The organism is Belnapia sp. AC561, from assembly GCF_979252845.1.
This window is the reverse complement of record NZ_CEEDBP010000004.1, coordinates 72,462-89,862: the sequence shown is the minus strand read 5'-3', so window position 1 is coordinate 89,862 and position 17,401 is coordinate 72,462. Positions and strand designations below refer to the sequence as shown.

The 17,401-nt window shown below is 69.8% G+C and carries 17 protein-coding genes; 6 read left to right on the top strand and 11 right to left on the bottom strand.

Going from position 1 to position 17,401, the window contains the following annotated elements; all coding sequences use genetic code 11:
* Positions 1 to 37: 37 nt before the first annotated feature.
* The 6 genes from AC0IW9_RS04685 to AC0IW9_RS04660 all read right to left on the bottom strand — a co-directional run bounded on the left by AC0IW9_RS04685 (position 38) and on the right by AC0IW9_RS04660 (position 6,394).
* Positions 38 to 775: a GntR family transcriptional regulator gene (locus AC0IW9_RS04685; protein WP_471647049.1), complete on the bottom strand. Its 738-nt coding sequence runs from the start codon at positions 773 to 775 to the stop codon at positions 38 to 40.
* Between the two features lie 190 nt (positions 776 to 965).
* The gene (locus tag AC0IW9_RS04680; RefSeq protein WP_471647048.1) at positions 966 to 1,277 is read right to left on the bottom strand and encodes a DUF6166 domain-containing protein; all 312 of its coding nucleotides are present in this window, start codon (positions 1,275 to 1,277) and stop codon (positions 966 to 968) included.
* Positions 1,274 to 2,389 (bottom strand): Zn-dependent alcohol dehydrogenase, encoded by a 1,116-nt coding sequence (locus AC0IW9_RS04675; protein WP_471647047.1) that lies wholly within the window; start codon positions 2,387 to 2,389, stop codon positions 1,274 to 1,276. Before AC0IW9_RS04675 ends, AC0IW9_RS04680 begins: the two co-directional genes overlap by 4 nt.
* A 51-nt stretch (positions 2,390 to 2,440) precedes the next feature.
* Positions 2,441 to 4,567, bottom strand: coding sequence for an acetate--CoA ligase family protein (locus AC0IW9_RS04670; RefSeq protein ID WP_471647046.1), 2,127 nt, complete (start codon positions 4,565 to 4,567; stop codon positions 2,441 to 2,443).
* Between the two features lie 138 nt (positions 4,568 to 4,705).
* Complete coding sequence (locus tag AC0IW9_RS04665; RefSeq protein ID WP_471647045.1) at positions 4,706 to 5,761, bottom strand: hypothetical protein; 1,056 nt, start codon at positions 5,759 to 5,761, stop codon at positions 4,706 to 4,708.
* 39 nt (positions 5,762 to 5,800) lie between these two features.
* A complete protein-coding gene (locus AC0IW9_RS04660) occupies positions 5,801 to 6,394 on the bottom strand; it encodes a carboxymuconolactone decarboxylase family protein (RefSeq protein WP_471647044.1) in 594 nt (197 codons plus the stop codon).
* Between the two features lie 131 nt (positions 6,395 to 6,525).
* On the opposite strand from AC0IW9_RS04660, the gene AC0IW9_RS04655 reads away from it, so the two are divergent.
* From AC0IW9_RS04655 to AC0IW9_RS04635, 5 genes are all read left to right on the top strand, one after another.
* Complete coding sequence (locus tag AC0IW9_RS04655) at positions 6,526 to 7,440, top strand: ABC transporter permease subunit (RefSeq protein WP_471647043.1); 915 nt, start codon at positions 6,526 to 6,528, stop codon at positions 7,438 to 7,440.
* Complete coding sequence (livM, locus tag AC0IW9_RS04650) at positions 7,437 to 8,744, top strand: high-affinity branched-chain amino acid ABC transporter permease LivM (protein WP_471647042.1); 1,308 nt, start codon at positions 7,437 to 7,439, stop codon at positions 8,742 to 8,744. Before AC0IW9_RS04655 ends, livM begins: the two co-directional genes overlap by 4 nt.
* Entirely contained in the window at positions 8,744 to 9,586 is an 843-nt protein-coding gene (locus AC0IW9_RS04645) for an ABC transporter ATP-binding protein (RefSeq protein WP_471647041.1), read from the top strand. The genes livM and AC0IW9_RS04645 overlap by 1 nt, the downstream gene beginning before the upstream one ends.
* A complete protein-coding gene (locus AC0IW9_RS04640; RefSeq protein ID WP_471647040.1) occupies positions 9,583 to 10,305 on the top strand; it encodes an ABC transporter ATP-binding protein in 723 nt (240 codons plus the stop codon). Before AC0IW9_RS04645 ends, AC0IW9_RS04640 begins: the two co-directional genes overlap by 4 nt.
* Before the next feature lie 64 nt (positions 10,306 to 10,369).
* A complete protein-coding gene (locus AC0IW9_RS04635) occupies positions 10,370 to 11,479 on the top strand; it encodes a branched-chain amino acid ABC transporter substrate-binding protein (RefSeq protein WP_471647039.1) in 1,110 nt (369 codons plus the stop codon).
* Positions 11,480 to 11,757: 278 nt separating this feature from the next.
* Here the strand turns inward: AC0IW9_RS04635 and AC0IW9_RS04630 are convergent, their stop codons facing one another.
* The 5 genes from AC0IW9_RS04630 to AC0IW9_RS04610 form a co-directional block, all read right to left on the bottom strand.
* A complete protein-coding gene (locus tag AC0IW9_RS04630; RefSeq protein ID WP_471647038.1) occupies positions 11,758 to 11,973 on the bottom strand; it encodes a hypothetical protein in 216 nt (71 codons plus the stop codon).
* Positions 11,974 to 12,318: 345 nt separating this feature from the next.
* Positions 12,319 to 13,245, bottom strand: coding sequence for a LysR family transcriptional regulator (locus AC0IW9_RS04625; protein ID WP_471647037.1), 927 nt, complete (start codon positions 13,243 to 13,245; stop codon positions 12,319 to 12,321).
* 38 nt (positions 13,246 to 13,283) lie between these two features.
* Positions 13,284 to 13,796, bottom strand: a complete 513-nt coding sequence (locus tag AC0IW9_RS04620; RefSeq protein ID WP_471647036.1) for a flavin reductase — start codon at positions 13,794 to 13,796, stop codon at positions 13,284 to 13,286.
* Positions 13,797 to 13,877: 81 nt separating this feature from the next.
* Positions 13,878 to 14,288, bottom strand: coding sequence for a hypothetical protein (locus AC0IW9_RS04615; protein WP_471647035.1), 411 nt, complete (start codon positions 14,286 to 14,288; stop codon positions 13,878 to 13,880).
* A gap of 94 nt (positions 14,289 to 14,382) precedes the next feature.
* Positions 14,383 to 15,852: an MFS transporter gene (locus AC0IW9_RS04610; RefSeq protein ID WP_471647034.1), complete on the bottom strand. Its 1,470-nt coding sequence runs from the start codon at positions 15,850 to 15,852 to the stop codon at positions 14,383 to 14,385.
* 236 nt (positions 15,853 to 16,088) lie between these two features.
* Between AC0IW9_RS04610 and AC0IW9_RS04605 the strand changes: the two genes are divergently transcribed.
* A complete protein-coding gene (locus AC0IW9_RS04605; protein ID WP_471647033.1) occupies positions 16,089 to 16,790 on the top strand; it encodes a dienelactone hydrolase family protein in 702 nt (233 codons plus the stop codon).
* The last annotated feature ends 611 nt before the right edge of the window (positions 16,791 to 17,401 follow it).

Genomic DNA, 17,401 nt, shown 5'->3' with positions numbered 1-17,401 from the left:
CACCGCGCTGATATATCAGCGCCATGGCGCGCGGCTGTCAAGGCTCGGGACCGACCGTCGCCCGGGTGAAGCTCTCGATGTAATCCATCAGCCGGTCGGAGGCCGCGGCCGCTTCCTCCGGCGTGCCGTCGGCGATGGTCCGGGCCAGCGCGGCATGCGCGGCGGAGGCTTCGGGCAGCCCGGCGCTGCGCCGCCAGTGGATGAACCAGAAGCGCCGCGACAGCCCATGCATCAGCGCCATCGCCGCGGCGGCGAATTCATTGTGCGCGGCGTCCAGCAGCAGCAGGTTCAGCTCCCGGTCCAGCCGCAGGAAGCCGGTCTCGTCATTGGTCGCGCCGGCCTGGGTCATGGCCTCGGCGATGGCGCGCAACCGGTCCCGCTGCGCCGCATCCGCCCGGCGCGCCGCCGCCCGGGCGGTCAGCCGCTCGATCTCCCGCCGGACCTCCAGCAGCCGGAGCTGCTCGCGGATATCGACGGCGGCGACGACGATGCCCCGCCGCGGCAGGATCCGCACCAGCCGCTCCCGCGCCAGCCGCTGCAGCGCCTCCCGCACCGGGGTGCGGCCGAAGCCGGAACGGGTCGAAAGCTGCGCCTCGCTCACCACCTCCCCGGGCTGCAGGGCCAGGGTGACGATGGCCTCCTCGATCGCCCGATAGGCCTGTTCCGTCATGGTCGCATCCGCATCCGCCGCGGCGGCCTTGCGGCGGCGGATGCCCGGATTGGGCCCCGTACTGGCGCTGGCGGCAGCACGGCGCGGCGGGGTCTGATCAGGCATGCGCGCTGCTTTCACGACTCATGGGGCAGGCAGCAACTGCCGATATTGACAGCGGAAGCGCCTGCGGCGACACTGCATGCGAGAGATATATCAACCTGTACATCAGTCTTGGTATATCCACCCTGCGGAAAGCCGGGTTTAGGGAGGGTTGGTTCCAGTGGGTTGAGCGCATATCTGCGGCCATCGGCCGTCAGGTATGCGCTCCCTTTGGCTGCAATCGCAGCAACGCTTCCGCGATATCCTCCGTTGTCAGCAGCCAGGCATTGTCCAATTCGGCAACCACGTCGCGCATGAAATCCTCGACCAGCGCCAGCGCCCGCTGCGGGTCGCCCAGGTGGTCGCATAGCAAGGCCAATGCCAGTTGCCGCGGCCCGTCGCCCTCGTAGGTCCATTCGTAGCCCATGGGCGAGAATGTCTTCACCTCGAACCGCGGATCGAGCGGCTGGCCATCAGCCGTCACTTCCGCCCCTGCCAGGCCACGGCCACCCTCGTAGATCGTCATGCGAATACCACCACCGATCGGATGGCCTCGCCGCGCTTCAGCGCCGCGAAGCCCTCGTTGATATCCTCGAGCCCGATCCGCGCCGTCACCAGGCTGTCCAGGTCGAGCCTGCCATCGAGATAGGCCGCCGCCATGGCCGGGAAATCCTCGGCCGGCCGCGCCCCGCCATAACTGCTGCGGAGGATGCGCTTCTCCTGCATCAGCGCGCCCCAGCGGAAGGCCATCTCGTCATTCACCCCGAGCTTGCCGAGCCAGACCACCCGACCGCCCGGCCGCACCGCCTCGACGCTGGCGCGGAAACCGGCCGAGGCGCCCGCCGCCTCGATCACCACATCGGCGCCGCGCCCCGCGGTCAGCGACCGCGCCAGCGCCGCCGGATCCTCGGCCAGCGGGTCGCATAGCACCGTGGCGCCGGCGCGTTCCGCCATGGCCCGCCGTGCCGGATTGGGGTCCACCGCGACGATCCGCCCGGCGCCCGCCAGCCGCGCGCCCTGGATCGCCGCCAGCCCCACCGCCCCGGCGCCGATTACCAGCACCACCGCGCCCCATTCGATGCCGGCGATATGCGTCGCCGCGCCGAAGCCGGTCATCACCGCGCAGCCCAGCAGGCAGGCGCGATCCAGCGGCATCGCCTCCGGCACGCGCACCGCCTGCTGCGCCGGCACCACGACGTAGTCCGCGAAGCCGCCGAGATACATGAGCTGGTGCAGCGGCGCGCCATCGTCGCAGGCGAAGCGCGGCCGCCCGTCGAAGTGGCCGGCCTTGGGCCCATTGCCGAGATACTGCTCGCACAGGATGGGCTGCGCCCGGCCGCAATAGAAGCACTGCCCGCAATGCGGATTCCACGACAGCACCACCGGGTCGCCCAGGGCCAAGCCCGTCACCTCGGTGCCCCGCGCCTCGATCCGGCCGGCGACCTCATGCCCCAGCACCGCCGGCAGCCGCAGGCCGAGCTGCCCCTCGATCACCTCGAGATCGGTATGGCAGAGCGAGGCCGCGGCGACCCGCACCAGCACGTCGCCCGGCCCCATCGGCCCGACGACGACCGGCTCGATCGCCATCGGCCGGCCGATCTCGCGCAGCACCGCCGCCCGCGCCCGCTGCATCGCCATGAACGCACTCCCACCCGCGTGGCGGAAGCTAGCCCATGGTGTGCTGATATGTCACGGCCCGCAGCGCACCAGGCCATCGACCGCCAGGCACCCCCAGGGCCCGCAGATCAGCGGATTGACCTCCGCCTCCTGCAGCTTCTCGCCTGCCTCGGCGACCAGCACCGAGAAGGCCGAGACCGCGGCGGCGACAGCCGCGATATCCGCCTTCGGCGCCCCGCGGAAGCCATCCAGCAGCGGGAAGCCTTTCAGGCTGCGCAGCATCTCCTCCGCCCGGGCCGGGCTGACCGGGGCCAGGTCCAGCGCCACGTCGCGCCAGAGCTCGGCCTGCACGCCGCCGGTGCCGACCAGCACGAGCGAGCCGAACTGCCCGTCCCGCCGGGCGCCGAGGATCAGCTCCATCCCCTTCTGCGACATCCGCTGCACCAACACGCCATCCAGCCGGGCCTGCGGCGCATGCTGCTTCGCGCTGGCCATGATGGCGGCGAAGGCAGCCTCCACCGCCGGCCCGTCGGCCAGGTTCAGCTTCACGCCGCCGACCTCGGTCTTGTGGGCGATGTCCGGGCTGTCCAGCTTCAGCACCACCGGGAAGCCGAGCGAGGCCGCCTCCGCCGCGGCGGCCGCCGGCGTCGCCGCCCGGCGTTCCTCCACCACCGGCACGCCGACCTTGGCGAACAGCGCCTTGGCCTCCGCCTCCATCAGCACCGCCTCGCCGCCCGGCAGCGAGGCGAGCGCCGCGCCCAGCCCGGCCGGCGCCGCGACCGGCCCCGGCACCACCTGCCCGTAGTGCTCCAGCCAGAGCCGGATCGCATTCATCAGCCGGCGCATGGAGCGGAAGACGATCAGCTCCGGCACCGAATCCGCCTTCTCGACGCCGGGACCCTCCAGCCGCTCGGGGATCCAGGCGATGATCAGCGGCTTGCCGAATTTCGCCGCATAGGGCCGCAGCTGCTCCATCCGCAATTGCGTGGAGGCATGATGCGAATAGACCACCGGGATGACGGCGCAGCCGTATTGCGGGTCCGTCAGCATCGCCTCCATGCAGGCGTCGTAGCTGGCGGGGTTGGAGGCGACCTGCGCGGTCAGGTCACACGGGTTGCGCGGCGCGCCGAAGTCGGGGATGGCGGCACGCAGCACCGCCTCGGTCTGCGGCATCGGCTGCGGCATCGACAGCCCCTGCGCCTCGGCATGGTCCGCCGCCATGATGCCCGCCCCACCGGAGGGGGTGATGATGGCAACCCCCGGCGCGGTCGGCTTCGGCGCCTTGGCGAACAGCCCCGCCGTTTCCAGCAGCGCGTCGAAATCCTCGACCTCGACCATGCCGGCGCGCTTGAAGGCGGCGCTCCAGGCCGCGGCGCTGCCGGCCAGCGACCCGGTATGGGAGACGGCGGCCGCCGCCCCCGCCTCGCCCCGGCCGAGCTTCAGCACCACGATCGGCTTGCCGGCCTTCCGCGCCGCATCGCCCAGCAGCGCCAGCCGCCGGCCGTCCCGCAGCCCCTCCACCGCCAGCGCCACCGCCCGGCATTCCGGCATGGTGAGCTGGTAGGCCGCGAGGTCGCAGACATCGAGGTCGGTCGCATTGCCCGCCGTGGTCATGTGGCAGACCGAGAAGCCGCGCTCCGCCGCCTGCATCAGCGCATAGCCCAGCGCGCCGGACTGGCTGGTGATGGCGACGCCGCCGGGCGGCGCGGTCATGCGCGGATATTCCGGCATGAAGGTGACGCCGGCCTTCAGCACGTGGTCGACGATGCCGAGGCAGTTCACGCCGACCAGCGGCAGCCCCGCCGCGCGGCAGGTCTCGCGCAGAACCTCCTCCTCGGCGATGCGGTCGTCCAGCCCCGTCTCGCCATAGCCGGAGGCGAAGGCGATGATCCCGCCCACGCCCTTGGCGATGCAGGCCTCGACCGCCGCCATGATGCCGGTGCGCGGCAGCGCCAGCAGCACGCAGTCGGGGGCTTCCGGCAGGTCGGCGATGCTGCCGACGCAGGGATAGCCGTGCAATTCCTGGCCGGCGTATTTCGGGTTCACCGCCCAGACCGGGCCGGTGAAATTCTTCATGTTGGAGATGCTGCGGGCGCCGAAACCGATCGGGTCGGCCGAGACGCCGACCACGGCGACGCTGCGGGGCGAGAGCAGCCGGCGGAGCGAGGCCGGGTCGCGCAATGGCTCGGGCGCGCTCATGCCGCGAGGATCCGCCCGGCCGTGGAATGCTGGTGCTGCAACCGCCCCTCCCCATGCCCCGCCTTCGAAGGCGGGCTTGCTTGAACCCGCGGCCAGCCTAGCCGCGACGGGCGCGGGGTCAACCTCCGGCGGGGCAGGCTATTGGGTGGGGATGGTCACCACCGGCGCCGCCTGGCCCCGGCCGCTCTCGGCCAGTACCTGCAGGATATAGGCGAAGGTGAAGGACAGCTTGGAGCGGAAGTCCCCCGCCTCGATCCAGTACCAGCGGTCCCGGTAGCTCACCGCGGCATAGGCATCGGCCGGGGCGCGCGGGCCCTGACGCACCCGCATCAGCCGGTCGCGCGGGTCGCCGAGATCGGTGGGGCGGGTCTCGCCGCGTTGCACATCGGCCTCCGAGACCTCGATCTGGTTGCCGAATTCATAGAGCACCTGCAGCATGGACCGGGTCAGCAGCGCGACCTGGTTCGGCCCGCCGCGGCGGCGGCCATAGACCACTTCCAGCTCCCGCGCCGTGGGTTCGGCGCCCAGCAGCCGCCGCGCCAGCTGCACCCGGGACCGCAGCCCGGCATCGCCGTCGTCCAGCAGCAGGAAGACCTTGGTCCCCTGACTCGCCCCCTGGCCCTGCCGCTCGAAGCGCAGCCCCAGGGCGCCGGCGTGCTGGATCTCGGCCAGGGTGCGCATCAGCTCCTGGAAGCCGCCCGAGGCCTCCCGTGCCTCGCCGCTGCGGGTCGTCTCGTTGGTCAGCCCATTCACCGAATGCACGCCGATGCGGAACAGCAGGTCGACCGGCGCGCCGCTCTGCGCCAGCGAGAGCAGCTCGGCCGGGGCCAGGGGGCGAAGGTAGGACTGGGCGAATTGCTCCCCGGTGACGGGGGTGAAGGTGAAGGTCGGCCGGTCCGTGTACTGCACCGTGCCGGCGGCGGTGACGAAATTGCCCGGCGCGGCATTGGGATAGGCATTGAGCCCGAGCTGCGCCGTGCTCTGCATCGTATAGCCGGAGATCATCTGGGTGACCGAAACGAAGGCGGGCACGTCGGCATAGCGCAGCCGCACCATGTTCAGCAGCATCTGCCGCTTCAGCCCTTCCCCCATGGTGCTGGCATAGCCGAGCTGGTCGACATTAAGCCGCTGCGGGCCGACGCCGAGGGAGCAGCCCGCGAGCAGCAGGGGGAGGAGGAGCTTGGTGAGGGTCATGCCGGCTGCTGCAACGCAGCAACCGGCAGGCGGATCATTCTAGAGCGGCTTCAGCGGCACCGGCACGCCGGGCGGCAGCGGCACCTGCGCCACGTTCAGGGTCATCGCCACGGCCACGTAATAGCCGCTGACCGCGATGACATCGACCACGCCCTGTTCCCCGAAGCGGTCGCGCAGCGCCGCATAGGTGGCATCGGAGACGAATTTCGTCGCATGCAGCTCGGTGCAGAATTCGTAGATGAGGGTCTGGTCGGGATCCATGCCCTCGGGCCGGCGACCCTCGGCCACCGCCTGGGCGATGGCATCCGGCAGCCCGGCCTTCATCGCCAGCAGGTGGTGGGCATACCATTCGTACTGGGCCGACCAGGCCCGGGCGGTGATCAGGATCGCCAGCTCGTTCAGCGCCGTCGGGATGGAGCTGCCGAAGCGGAGGTACTCGCCCACCTTCTGGAAGCGGTCGGCGACCTCCGGGCTGCGCAGCATGGCCGGGAAGGGCCCCCGCAGCCCGCCGCGCGGGCCGCCGGCGATCCCGGCCGCGACCTCCTTCTGGCGCGGCGTCATCCGGCCCTCGGGGATGGGCGGGAGGCGGCCGGACCGGCCGTCATCGGCCGGCAATGTCGTATCGGATGGCATCTTGGAGGTCCCCTTGCCCAGTTGGCGGGCAGGATCATCGCCTCGCCGCGCCAGGGCGGCAACTTTCGCTATCCCGGGGCCGGCCGGCTGGCTAGCCTCGCGGGACAGGGACTGGCTGCCGGGAGAAAACCTTGGCCTATGCGTTGCAGCAGCTGATCAACGGGATCAGCCTGGGGATGATCTACGGCCTGATCGCGGTGGGCTACACCATGGTCTATGGCATCATCGGCATGATCAATTTCGCCCATGGCGATGTCTTCATGATCGGCGCCTTCGTTTCGCTGATTGCGGTGCTGCTGCTCTCGATGGGCGGGATCATGGGCGGGCCGGCGGCGATCCTGCTGGTGCTGCTCATCTCCATCGTCATCACCGGCATCTACGGCTGGGCGATCGAGCGGATCGCCTATCGCCCGCTGCGCGGCAGCTTCCGCCTGGCGCCGCTGATCTCGGCGATCGGGCTGTCCATCGTGCTGCAGAATTTCGTCCAGGTCAGCCAGGGCGCCCGGGTCAAGCCGATGGAGACGCTGGTCGCCGGCGGCATCGAGGTGATGCGCCAGGACGGCTTCGTGGTGCAGTTGGCCTATACGCAGATGCTGATCATCGGCGTGACGCTCGCTGTGCTCGCGGTCTTCACCGTGCTGGTGACGCGGACGCCGTTGGGCCGCGCCATGCGGGCATGCGAGCAGGACCGCAAGATGGCCGGGCTGCTCGGGATCGATACAGATCGGACCATCAGCCTGACCTTCGTCATCGGCGCTGCGCTCGCCTCGGTCGCGGGGACCATGTACCTGCTGCGCTACGGCGTGATCGATTTCTACATCGGCTTCCTCGCGGGGGTGAAGGCCTTCACCGCCGCCGTGCTGGGGGGCATCGGATCCTTGCCCGGGGCGGTGCTGGGCGGGCTGCTGATCGGGCTGATCGAGACTTTCTGGTCGGCCTATTTCAGCGTGCAGTACAAGGATGTCGCCGCCTTCTCGATCCTGGTGCTGACGCTGATCTTCCTGCCCACCGGCCTGCTCGGCCGGCAGGAGGTCGAGAAGGTATGAGCGCGTCGAAGGCCGCGCCGGCTGGCCGGCTTGGGCTCGCGCTGAAGGATGCGCTGATCGCCACCGTCGTCGCCATGCTGCTGTTTGTGCCGCTGGTGGCGCTGCGGACGGACATCGGCGGCAGCGGCGGGCTGACCCTGCGCTTCCGCTGGAAGGAAGCGGCCATCCTCTGCGGCCTGGTCTTCCTCGGCCGGCTGGCGCTCGTGATGTGGACCGGGCGCCGCGGCCTGCGGCCGAGCACCGCGCCGGGGCCCTGGACCGACCGGCTGCAGCAGGCCGGCCGGCTGGCGGCGCCCGCCTTCCTCGCCGTCGCGCTGGTGCTGCCGGCGATCCCCGGCGTCGACCGCTACGTGCTCGACCTCGGAATTCTCGTACTGACCTATGTGATGCTCGGCTGGGGGCTGAACATCGTGGTCGGGCTGGCCGGGCTGCTCGACCTCGGCTACGTCGCCTTCTACGCGGTGGGCGCCTATTCCTATGCGCTGCTGGCGCAGTATTTCGGCCTATCCTTCTGGATCTGCCTGCCGCTGGCCGGGATCTTCGCCGCCTTCTGGGGCATCCTGCTCGGTTTCCCGGTACTGCGGCTGCGCGGCGACTACCTCGCCATCGTGACCCTGGCCTTCGGCGAGATCATCCGCGTCGTGCTCATCAACTGGGCCAGCGCCACCGGGGGGCCGAACGGCATCACCGGGATTCCCCGCCCGAGCTTCTTCGGCCTGCCCTTCTCCATGTCCGGCGGGGAGGGCACCTTCGCCGGCTTCTTCGGGCTGGAGCCCTCGGTCAGCCACCGCGTCATCTTCCTCTACTACCTCATCCTCGGCCTCGCCCTGCTGACCAACTGGGTGACGATCCGGCTGCGCCGCCAGCCGCTCGGCCGCGCCTGGGAGGCGCTGCGGGAGGATGAGATCGCCTGCCGCGCGCTCGGGATCAACGTCACCACCACCAAGCTTTCGGCCTTCGCGCTGGGGGCGATGTTCGGCGGCTTCGCCGGCGCCTTCTTCGCCACGCGGCAGGCCTTCATCAGTCCCGAAAGCTTCACCTTCATCGAGAGCGCCATCATCCTCGCCATCGTCGTGCTCGGCGGCCTCGGCAGCCAGATCGGCGTCGCCGTCGCGGCGCTGGTGCTGATCGGCGGCTTCGAGGTGTTCCGCGGCCTGGAGGAATGGCGGATGCTGGTCTTCGGCGGCGCCATGGTGGTCATCATGGTGCTGCGGCCGCGGGGGCTGGTCGGGACGCGGACGCCCTCCATCGCCTTGGGGAAGAAGAAAGCGATCAGCGGCGACCTCGTCGGGGAGGGCAGCTGATGAGCGACCGTGGCCGCGTCCTGCATCCGCCGCGGCGGGTCATGCCGATCCTGGAAGTCGCCGGGCTGACCATGCGCTTCGGAGGGCTGACCGCGGTTTCGGCCGTGGGCTTCGCCGCCGGGCGCGGCGAGATCACCGCGCTGATCGGCCCGAACGGCGCCGGCAAGACCACCCTCTTCAACTGCATCACCGGCTTCTACCGGCCGAGCGAGGGTGTCATCCGGCTGCACAAGCCGGATACCGAGCCGGTGGAGCTGCAGCGCCTCGCCGGGCACCGGATCGCCCGTGCCGGCGTGGCCCGCACCTTCCAGAACATCCGCCTGTTCGCCGGCATGACCGCGCTGGAGAACCTGCTGATCGCCCAGCACGTCACGCTGATGGCGGCGACCGGCTGGGGCATCGGCGCGGTGCTCGGCCTGTCGCGCTACCCGGCCGCCGAGCGGGCGGCGGTGGAGCGCGCCAAGCGCTGGCTGACCGCGACCAACCTGATGGACCGCGCCGACGATCCCGCCGGGGCGCTGCCCTATGGCGCGCAGCGGCGGCTCGAGATCGCCCGGGCCATGTGCACGGAGCCGGCGTTGTTGTGCCTCGATGAGCCGGCGGCGGGGCTGAACCCGCGCGAATCGGACGAGCTGGCGAAGCTGCTGCTCGAGATCCGGGCGCAGGGGACCTCGATATTGCTGATCGAGCACGACATGGGCGTGGTGATGCGGATCAGCGACCGGGTGGTGGTGCTGGACCACGGCGTGCTGATCGCCGATGGGCCGCCGGCCGCGGTGCGGGCGGAGAAGAAGGTGATCGCCGCCTATCTCGGCGAGGATGAGGACGCCGTTTCCGCATGACGCCGCTGCTCGAAGTCGATCATGTCTCGGCCGGCTATGGCGCGGTGCAGGCGCTGTCCGAGGTCTCCCTGCATGTCATGCCGGGGGAGATCGTCACCCTCATCGGTGCCAATGGCGCCGGCAAGTCCACCCTGCTGATGACCATCTGCGGCGACCCGAAGCCGCGCCTGGGCCGCATCCTGCTGGGCGGCGAGGACATCACCGGGGAGGCGACGCATCTGACCATGCGGCGCGGCCTGGCCCAGTCCCCCGAGGGCCGCCGCATCTTCCCGCGCATGAGCGTCTACGAGAACCTGCTGATGGGCGCCGAGGCGCTGCTGAAGGGCGACCCGAAGCCGCAGCTCGAGCAGGTCTTCACCTTGTTCCCCCGGCTGAAGGAACGCATCGCCCAGCGCGGCGGCACGCTCTCGGGCGGGGAGCAGCAGATGCTGGCGATCGGCCGGGCGCTGATGTCGAAGCCGAAGCTGTTGCTGCTGGACGAGCCCTCGCTGGGCCTGGCGCCGCTGGTGGTGCGGCAGATCTTCGGCGCCATCCGCACCCTGAATGCCGAAACCGGGCTGACGGTGCTGCTGGTGGAGCAGAACGCCAACCAGGCGCTGCGGCTGGCGCACCGGGGCTACGTCCTGGTGAATGGCCGGATCACCATGGAGGGCGAGGGCCTCGCCTTGCTGGCCCGGCCGGAGATCAGGGACGCCTATCTCGGTGGCGGGCATGGGTGAAGCTGGATTAGCATCGTAACCAAGGCGGCCCGTCTGGCCGCCCATCAGGCAGGAGAGCACCGAGATGCTGACACGTCGGGGATTGATCGCGACCACCGCTGCGGTGCCCTTCGCGGGCGCTGCCTATGCGCAAGGCAGCGGCCCCATCCGCCTCGCCTGCGCCGGGCCGATGACCGGCTCCAATGCCGCGGCCGGTGAGCAGATGAAGATCGGCGCGACCCAGGCCGTCGCCGATTTCAACGCCAAGGGCGGCGTGCTCGGCCGCCAGCTCGCGCTCGAGATCGCCGATGATGCCTGCGATCCGCGCCAGGCGGTCTCGGTCGCCAACCAGCTCTCGGGGCGCAAGGTGGCGATGGTCGCCGGGCATTATTGCTCGGGCAGCTCCATCCCGGCGAGCAAGGTCTATGCGGAGGAGGGCGTGCTGCAGATCAGCCCGGCCAGCACCAACCCGCGCTATACCGACGACGGCGGCTGGAACACCTTCCGCGTCTGCGGCCGGGACGACCAGCAGGGGCTGATCGCCGGCACCTATATCGCCAAGAACTTCCGCGGCAAGAAGGTGGCGATCCTTCACGACAACCAGGCCTATGGGAAGGGCCTGGCGGACGAGACCAAGAAGGCGCTCAACGCCAATGGCGTGACCGAGACGCTCTATGCCGCCTATACCCCGGGCGAGCGCGACTACAACGCGCTGGTCTCCCGCCTCAAGGGCGCCGGGATCGAGGTGATGTACATCGGCGGCTACTACACCGAAGCCGGGCTGATCCTGCGCCAGGCCAAGGAACAGGGCATGGCGGTGACGATGATCGGCGGCGATGCGCTGGTGACCAAGGACTTCTGGCAGATCACCGGCGCCGCCGGCGAGGGCGCGCTGATGACCTTCAGCGCCGACCCGCGCAAGCGCCCGACCGCCGCCGCCGTCGTCGCCAGCTTCAAGGCGAAGAACATCGATCCGGAGGGCTACGTCCTCTACACCTATGCCGCGGTCGAGATCTGGGCGGCAGCGGCGGCCAAGATCAACAGCGTCGATCCGAAGAAGGTGGCCGATGCGATGAAGGCTTCCGGCCCCTGGAACACCGTGCTGGGGCCGATCAGCTTCGACCGCAAGGGCGACGTGACGGTGCCGGATTATGTCTTCTACGTCTGGAAGAACGGCGAATACGTCGAGGTGTAACAACCGCAGGGAGTGCTTGCTTTCGGGGTGGCGGAGGGTGCAGGATTCCCTCCGTCGTCAACAACCGAAAGGAGGTGATCCAGTGTCTCATTGCCATATGCCGTGTGCCCTGCCCGCGGCCTGGATCATCGTCGCCGCCACTGCGGAGATGGCTTCCTGAGCCTTGCATAGGCCGGCAACGGCTGCAGCAATGGGAAGGCCTGGATGGGAGACCATCCGGGCCTTCCGCATGTCTGGGGTCAAGCGATCCGGGGGGGCAGGCGATCTCGGGGCCTGGGCTATTGCCGGGCCTGGCCCGGCCGCGGGGGCGGGACGGGGTCGTGCGGGTCCGAGTCGTCCAGCTCCCCGGCGCCGTAGCAGACGCGGCAGACCGGCAGGTCCGTCTCCATCCAGTCGCCGTCCTCGGCGAAGCCGGTGCCGGTGCCGTTGCAGGCCTCGCAGGCGACGCGTTGGCCTGCGGCGGAAGGGGATGCTCCCGGGTCATCGTCTTGCATGGGACTCGTCCAACTGCATAAAATATTACGTATTGGCAACAATAAGGGCCGGTCTTCACGCCCGGCAAGGGTCCGACATGGAGGTCGGGCGGCAATCCGGTCGGGATGATTGCGAGGGAGCAAGCTTGGCGCTCAATCCTGCACAATTCAGCTAAATTCGGCTCAACTTCCCTAAATTCGGTAAAATTTGGCTCAATTTCGTTTATTTTTCCGAAGCTAAGCCATTGATATGCTTCGATCCAACCTGGAAAATTTTAGAATTGAGCCACTTCCAGGCTGCATGGCGCCCGCGGCAGCAGAAGGTGTCGTTGATTATATTCCTATACCCCGAACCGCCCGCCGATTTCAACCCCGCCGCGCCAGCACCGCCACCACCTGCGCCCGCAGCCAGCTTTCCGCCGGATCGTCGTCCAGCGCCGTGCGCCAGGCCATGCGCATGACCGAATCCTGGGTCGGCAGCGGCAGCGGGTCGGCCGCCAGGCCGCCGCCGGCCTCGGGCGCCAGCAGGGCCTCGACCAGCGCATCGGAGATGGTGCAGAGCAGGTCGGTGCCGAGCAGGACCTGCCGCAGCAGGCCGAATTCCGGCACGCCCAGCACCACGCGGCGGCTGCGGCCGATGCGTTCGAGGGCGGCATCGGCGAAGCCGGTCAGGTCCCCGCGCGGCGTCACCAGCACATGCGGCCGGCTGCAATAGGCGTCGAGGTCGACGGGCGGGGTATCGGCCGAGCGCAGCACCTGGAAATGGCCGCGGCGGAGGACCCGCTGCTTGGCGACCGCGGGCAGGTCATCCGTCATGAAGCCGAGCGCCAAGCCGATCTCGCCGCTTTCCAGCATGGTCGGGATGGTGCGGTAATTGGCGGCGCGGATCACTAGCCGACAATGCGGCGCCAGCTTCCAGATGCGCGTCAGCAGCGGCTTGGCGGCCATGCCGACGTCGTCGGTCCAGCCGACGCGGAAGACCCGCTCGTCGGTCGCCGGGTCGAAGGGGGTGGCGCCGGCCAGGGTCGCGGCGATGGCCTGCAGCGAGGGGACCAGGGTGGCCAGCAGGGCCTCGGCCCGGGGCGTCGCCTCCAGCAGCTTGCCGTTGCGGATGAGCAGCTCGTCGCCGAAGGCGGCGCGCAGCCGGGCGAGGGCGGCGGAGGTCGCGGGCTGGGACAGGAACAGCGCCTGGCCGGCCCGCGTCACGCTGCGTTCCCGCATCAGCGCGACGAAGACCGGCAGCAGGTTCAGGTCGAGCCGGCGAAGCTCCGATTCATCCGGGCGCAGGGCCATGCGGGTGCCGGGTCTGGGTGCCGGGTCTGGGGGGCGCGTCAGGCGGCGGTCTTGCCGGCCGGATGCCCCACGGGGTGGTAGTCGCGGCCGAAGTAGATCAGCCCATGGTCGTGCTGGCTGCCGGTGCGGATGCCGGCGACCTCGGCGAAGATGACGCTGTGGGTGCCCTTGTCGACGATATCGGCGACCTTGCAGTCGAAGGAGACAACGGCGCCCTGCAGCACCGGCGCGCCGGTGGCGAGCGTCGCCCAGGTGCCGGCATCGAAGCGTTCCGCCATGGTGCATTTGGTGACGCCGGCGAAGACCATGGCGACATCCTGCTGCCCGGCGGCGACGACGTTGACGCAGACGGTGCCGTTCTCCCGCAGGGCGGGGGCGGCCGTCGCGTTGCGGTTCATGCAGACGAGGAGCATCGGCGGGTCGTCGGTCACGCTGCAGACGGCGCTGGCGGTGAAGCCGCCGCGGCCGGCCGGGCCGCCGGTGGTGATGACATTCACCGCGGCGCCCAGACGGGCCATGGCATCGCGGTAGTCTTGCTTGGTCACGGACATGGGGAGGCGCGCCTTGGGTTGTTGGGCGCGATTAAAGCATGCGGCGTGCCGCGCATGCCATCGGGGGGCGGGCCATTGCCGTCAGGGCTCCACGCAGGGCTGGGCCCAGGGGGTTGCGCTGGGCGCCAGGCGCATGACCCAGCAGGCGGCGGCGGAGGATTCGGCGGCGAGGCGGGAGACGGCGGCGGTCAGCGGCGGCAGCTCCGCTTCCTCGGGCGCGAGGGAGACCAGGCTGGCCAGGGCCTCGGCCGGGGCCGGGTAGCGGTTGGCCTCCGACACGCCGGGCAGGGGCGACAGGCTCAGGCAGCCGGCCAGGGCCAGCAGGGCGCCGAGGTTGCGGTGCTGGCGTTGCGACCGGGATACGCGGTTGCGGAGGGACGGGCGGACTTCCGCCACGGGCTGGACCACGGCGGCGGGCTTACGCCGGTCATAGTCCTGCCAGACCTGTTCCCAATCATCCTGGGCGACGCCGAATTGACCGCTGGAGACCATTTTACTCGCCTTGCGTCACACAATCACAAGTTGCGTAACGCGATGATAAGAGGCCAGTTCGGTTGCGCCAAGGGCTTTAACCCATAATTTATCGTTATCCCGGATGCGCGCTGTTCGTGTTGCTGGAAAGCGGCGCCGAGACATCCTCGAGCGAGCGGCCCTCGGCGGCGAAGCCGAGGCGCCATTCGGTGGCGGCGGCGACCAGCATCAGGGCCGCGGCGATGAGGTAGCCCCAGAGGATGTCGCCGCGCTGGCCGCTGGAGATGAGCCAGCCGAACAGCGTCGGGCCGACCACGCCGCCGACCGCGGTGCCGATGGCATAGAACAGGGCGATGGCCATGGCCCGCATCTCCAGCGGGAAGCTTTCGCCGACCGTCAGATAGGCGGCGGAGGCGGCGGCGGAGGCGAAGAAGAAGATCAGCGTCCAGGCGGCGGTCTGTTCCCAGGCGGTCAGCCAGCCCTGGGCGAAGGCCAGGCCGGTCGCCGCCATCAGCAGCCCGGCCAGGCCATAGGTGGCGGTGATCATCTGGCGGCGGCCGATGGTGTCGAAGAAGCGGCCCAGCAGCAGCGGGCCGGCCAGGTTGCCGAGGGCGAAGGGCAGCATGAACCAGCCGATGTGATGGGCCGGGATTGCGTAGAATTTGGTCAGTACCAGGGCATAGGTGAAGAAGACCGCGTTGTAGCAGAAGGCCTGGCAGGACATCAGCGTCAGGCCGAGGATCGCCCGGTCGCGGTGGGTCTGGAACATGGTGTGCCAGATCTCGGCGAGGCTGGCGGCGCCGCGGCGATGCAGCTTGGTCGGGCCATAGGTGGTGGGCGGCAGCGGGCCCTTCTCGGCGGCCACGTCGCGTTCGATGGCGGCGACGATCTGCTCCCCTTCCTCCGGCTTGCCGTGCAGCATCAGCCAGCGGGGGCTTTCCGGCAGGTGGCGGCGCAGCAGCAGCACGCCGAGCGAGAGGGCGCCGCCGACGACGAAGGCGGCGCGCCAGCCGATCTCGGGGTCGATGATGGCGGGGTCGAGCACCACCAGGGAGGTGATGGCGCCGATGGCGGCGCCGCCCCAGAAGGTGCCGTTGACGAAGAGGTCCACGCGGCCGCGGAGGCGGGCGGGGATGAGTTCCTGGATGGCGGAATTCACCGCGGCGTATTCGCCGCCGATCCCGGCCCCGGTCAGCATCCGGCAGAGCGCGAAGGTCCAGAAATTCCAGGCGAAGCCGGTGGCGATGCTGGAGACCATGTAGACGATGAGGGTGATGAAGAAGAGCCGGCGGCGGCCGATGCGGTCGGCCAGCCAGCCGAAGCCCAGCGCGCCGAGGACCGCGCCGATGAGGTAGGCGGAGGCGGTGAGGCCGATCTGGGTCTCGGTCAGAGCCAAGCTGGGGCTCTGGTGGATGGCGGCGGCGAGGCTGCCGACCAGCGTCACCTCCAGCCCGTCCAGGATCCAGGTGATGCCGAGGGCGATGACGACGCGCCAGTGGAAGCCGCTCCAGGGGAGGCGGTCGAGGCGGGCGGGGACGTCGGTCTCGAAGCGGTCACCGTTGGCGGTGCCGGGCGTATCGCGCATGTTGGCCGGGTCTCCCTTGCGGGGGGTGCAACGCGGCGGGGTGGGGGTGGTTTAACCGAACGTAACCGGATGGCTGGCTGGCGGCGTCGGGTGTGGCCATGGGGGTGCGAACCGGCCTCAACCGAGGCGTTTGTCCGCGCCGCGGGGCCGCCGTTGTCATCGCAACGGGCATGGCAAAGCGGGGCATGTACGGCTTAGATGCCGCGCAGCGCGTTCGACGCAAGGAGGAGAGAGCAATGCCCGAGATCCAGATCGCCGCGACCGATGGCAGCGGCCGGTTCGGTGCCTACTTGGCGATGCCCAAGGGCAAGCCGGCCGGGGTCGTCGTCATGATCCAGGAAATCTTCGGCGTGAACGACGCCATGCGCAAGCTCAGCGACTGGGTGGCGGAGATGGGCTTCATCGCCATCAGCCCCGACCTGTTCTGGCGCCAGGAGCCTGGCGTGCAGCTCGACCCCGACCAGGGCCAGGCGCAATGGGACCGGGCCTTCGCGCTGATGAAGGGCATGGACCAGGACAAGGCGATTGAGGACCTGAAGGCGGTGGTGGCCCAGGCCCGCACGATGGACGGCGCCAATGGCAAGGTGGCGACCATGGGCTTCTGCCTCGGCGGCCGGCTGGCCTACATGATGGCGGCGCGGTCCGATGCGGATGCCAATGTCAGCTACTACGGCGTCGGGCTGGAGGGTCTGCTGGGCGAGGCCGGGGCGATCAAGGCGCCGCTGATCCTGCACATCGCGGAGAAGGACGGCTTCGTGCCGCCGGAGGCGCGGGAGAAGATCGTGGCCGGGCTCAAGGACAAGCCTGGCGTGGCGGTGCATGTCTATCCAGGCGTGGACCATGCCTTCGCGCGGATGGGCGGGCATAGCTGGGACGCACGGGCGGCGACCATCGCCAATGGGCGGACGGCGGAGCTGCTGGCGAAGGTGCTGGGCTGAGACGGGGGGGCCGGGGAGGGAATCCTCTCCCCGGCTATGCGCTGGCCCAGAAGCCGGCTTTGCAAAGGCTTGCGGCATGCCTCCATGAGCCGTCGCGGCCTTCGCTAGGCGCGCGGCAGCTTTTGGCCGGCATCGGCAGCCTTGGCGCTGCGGCTGGTGGCCGGGCTGCGGGGGGCGGCGACACGCATCGTTCCTGGCCGCTCAACAGGCCAGGAACGATGCGCCCGGCGCCCGTCTGCTAGCGGGAGGACGTGCCGGCGCGCCCCGGCTGATTGCCACTCCCAACGCCCCCGGCGCCACCAGGCTGGATCGGGGTCGGCACGCCACCACCCGTTGCCCCGCTGTTGACGGATCCTGTGGGCGACGATGCGCTCGGCCTCATCGGTTCACCGCTGGTCGTCGAGTGCCGATTGCCGGACATGTCGCATGCGGCCAGCAGGCCCAAGCCTGCAACCAAGACCAAAAGCTGTTTCTTCATGACGAGACCCCGGATGCAACGTTGTCCTAACCGAACCAGGCAATATTAGTTTCATTCTTCGAGGTCGAATCATCGTCCGGGAGCGGCTGTGCCGGGATTGCCGGCACGATTCAAGCAAGGCCTCCGACAGACC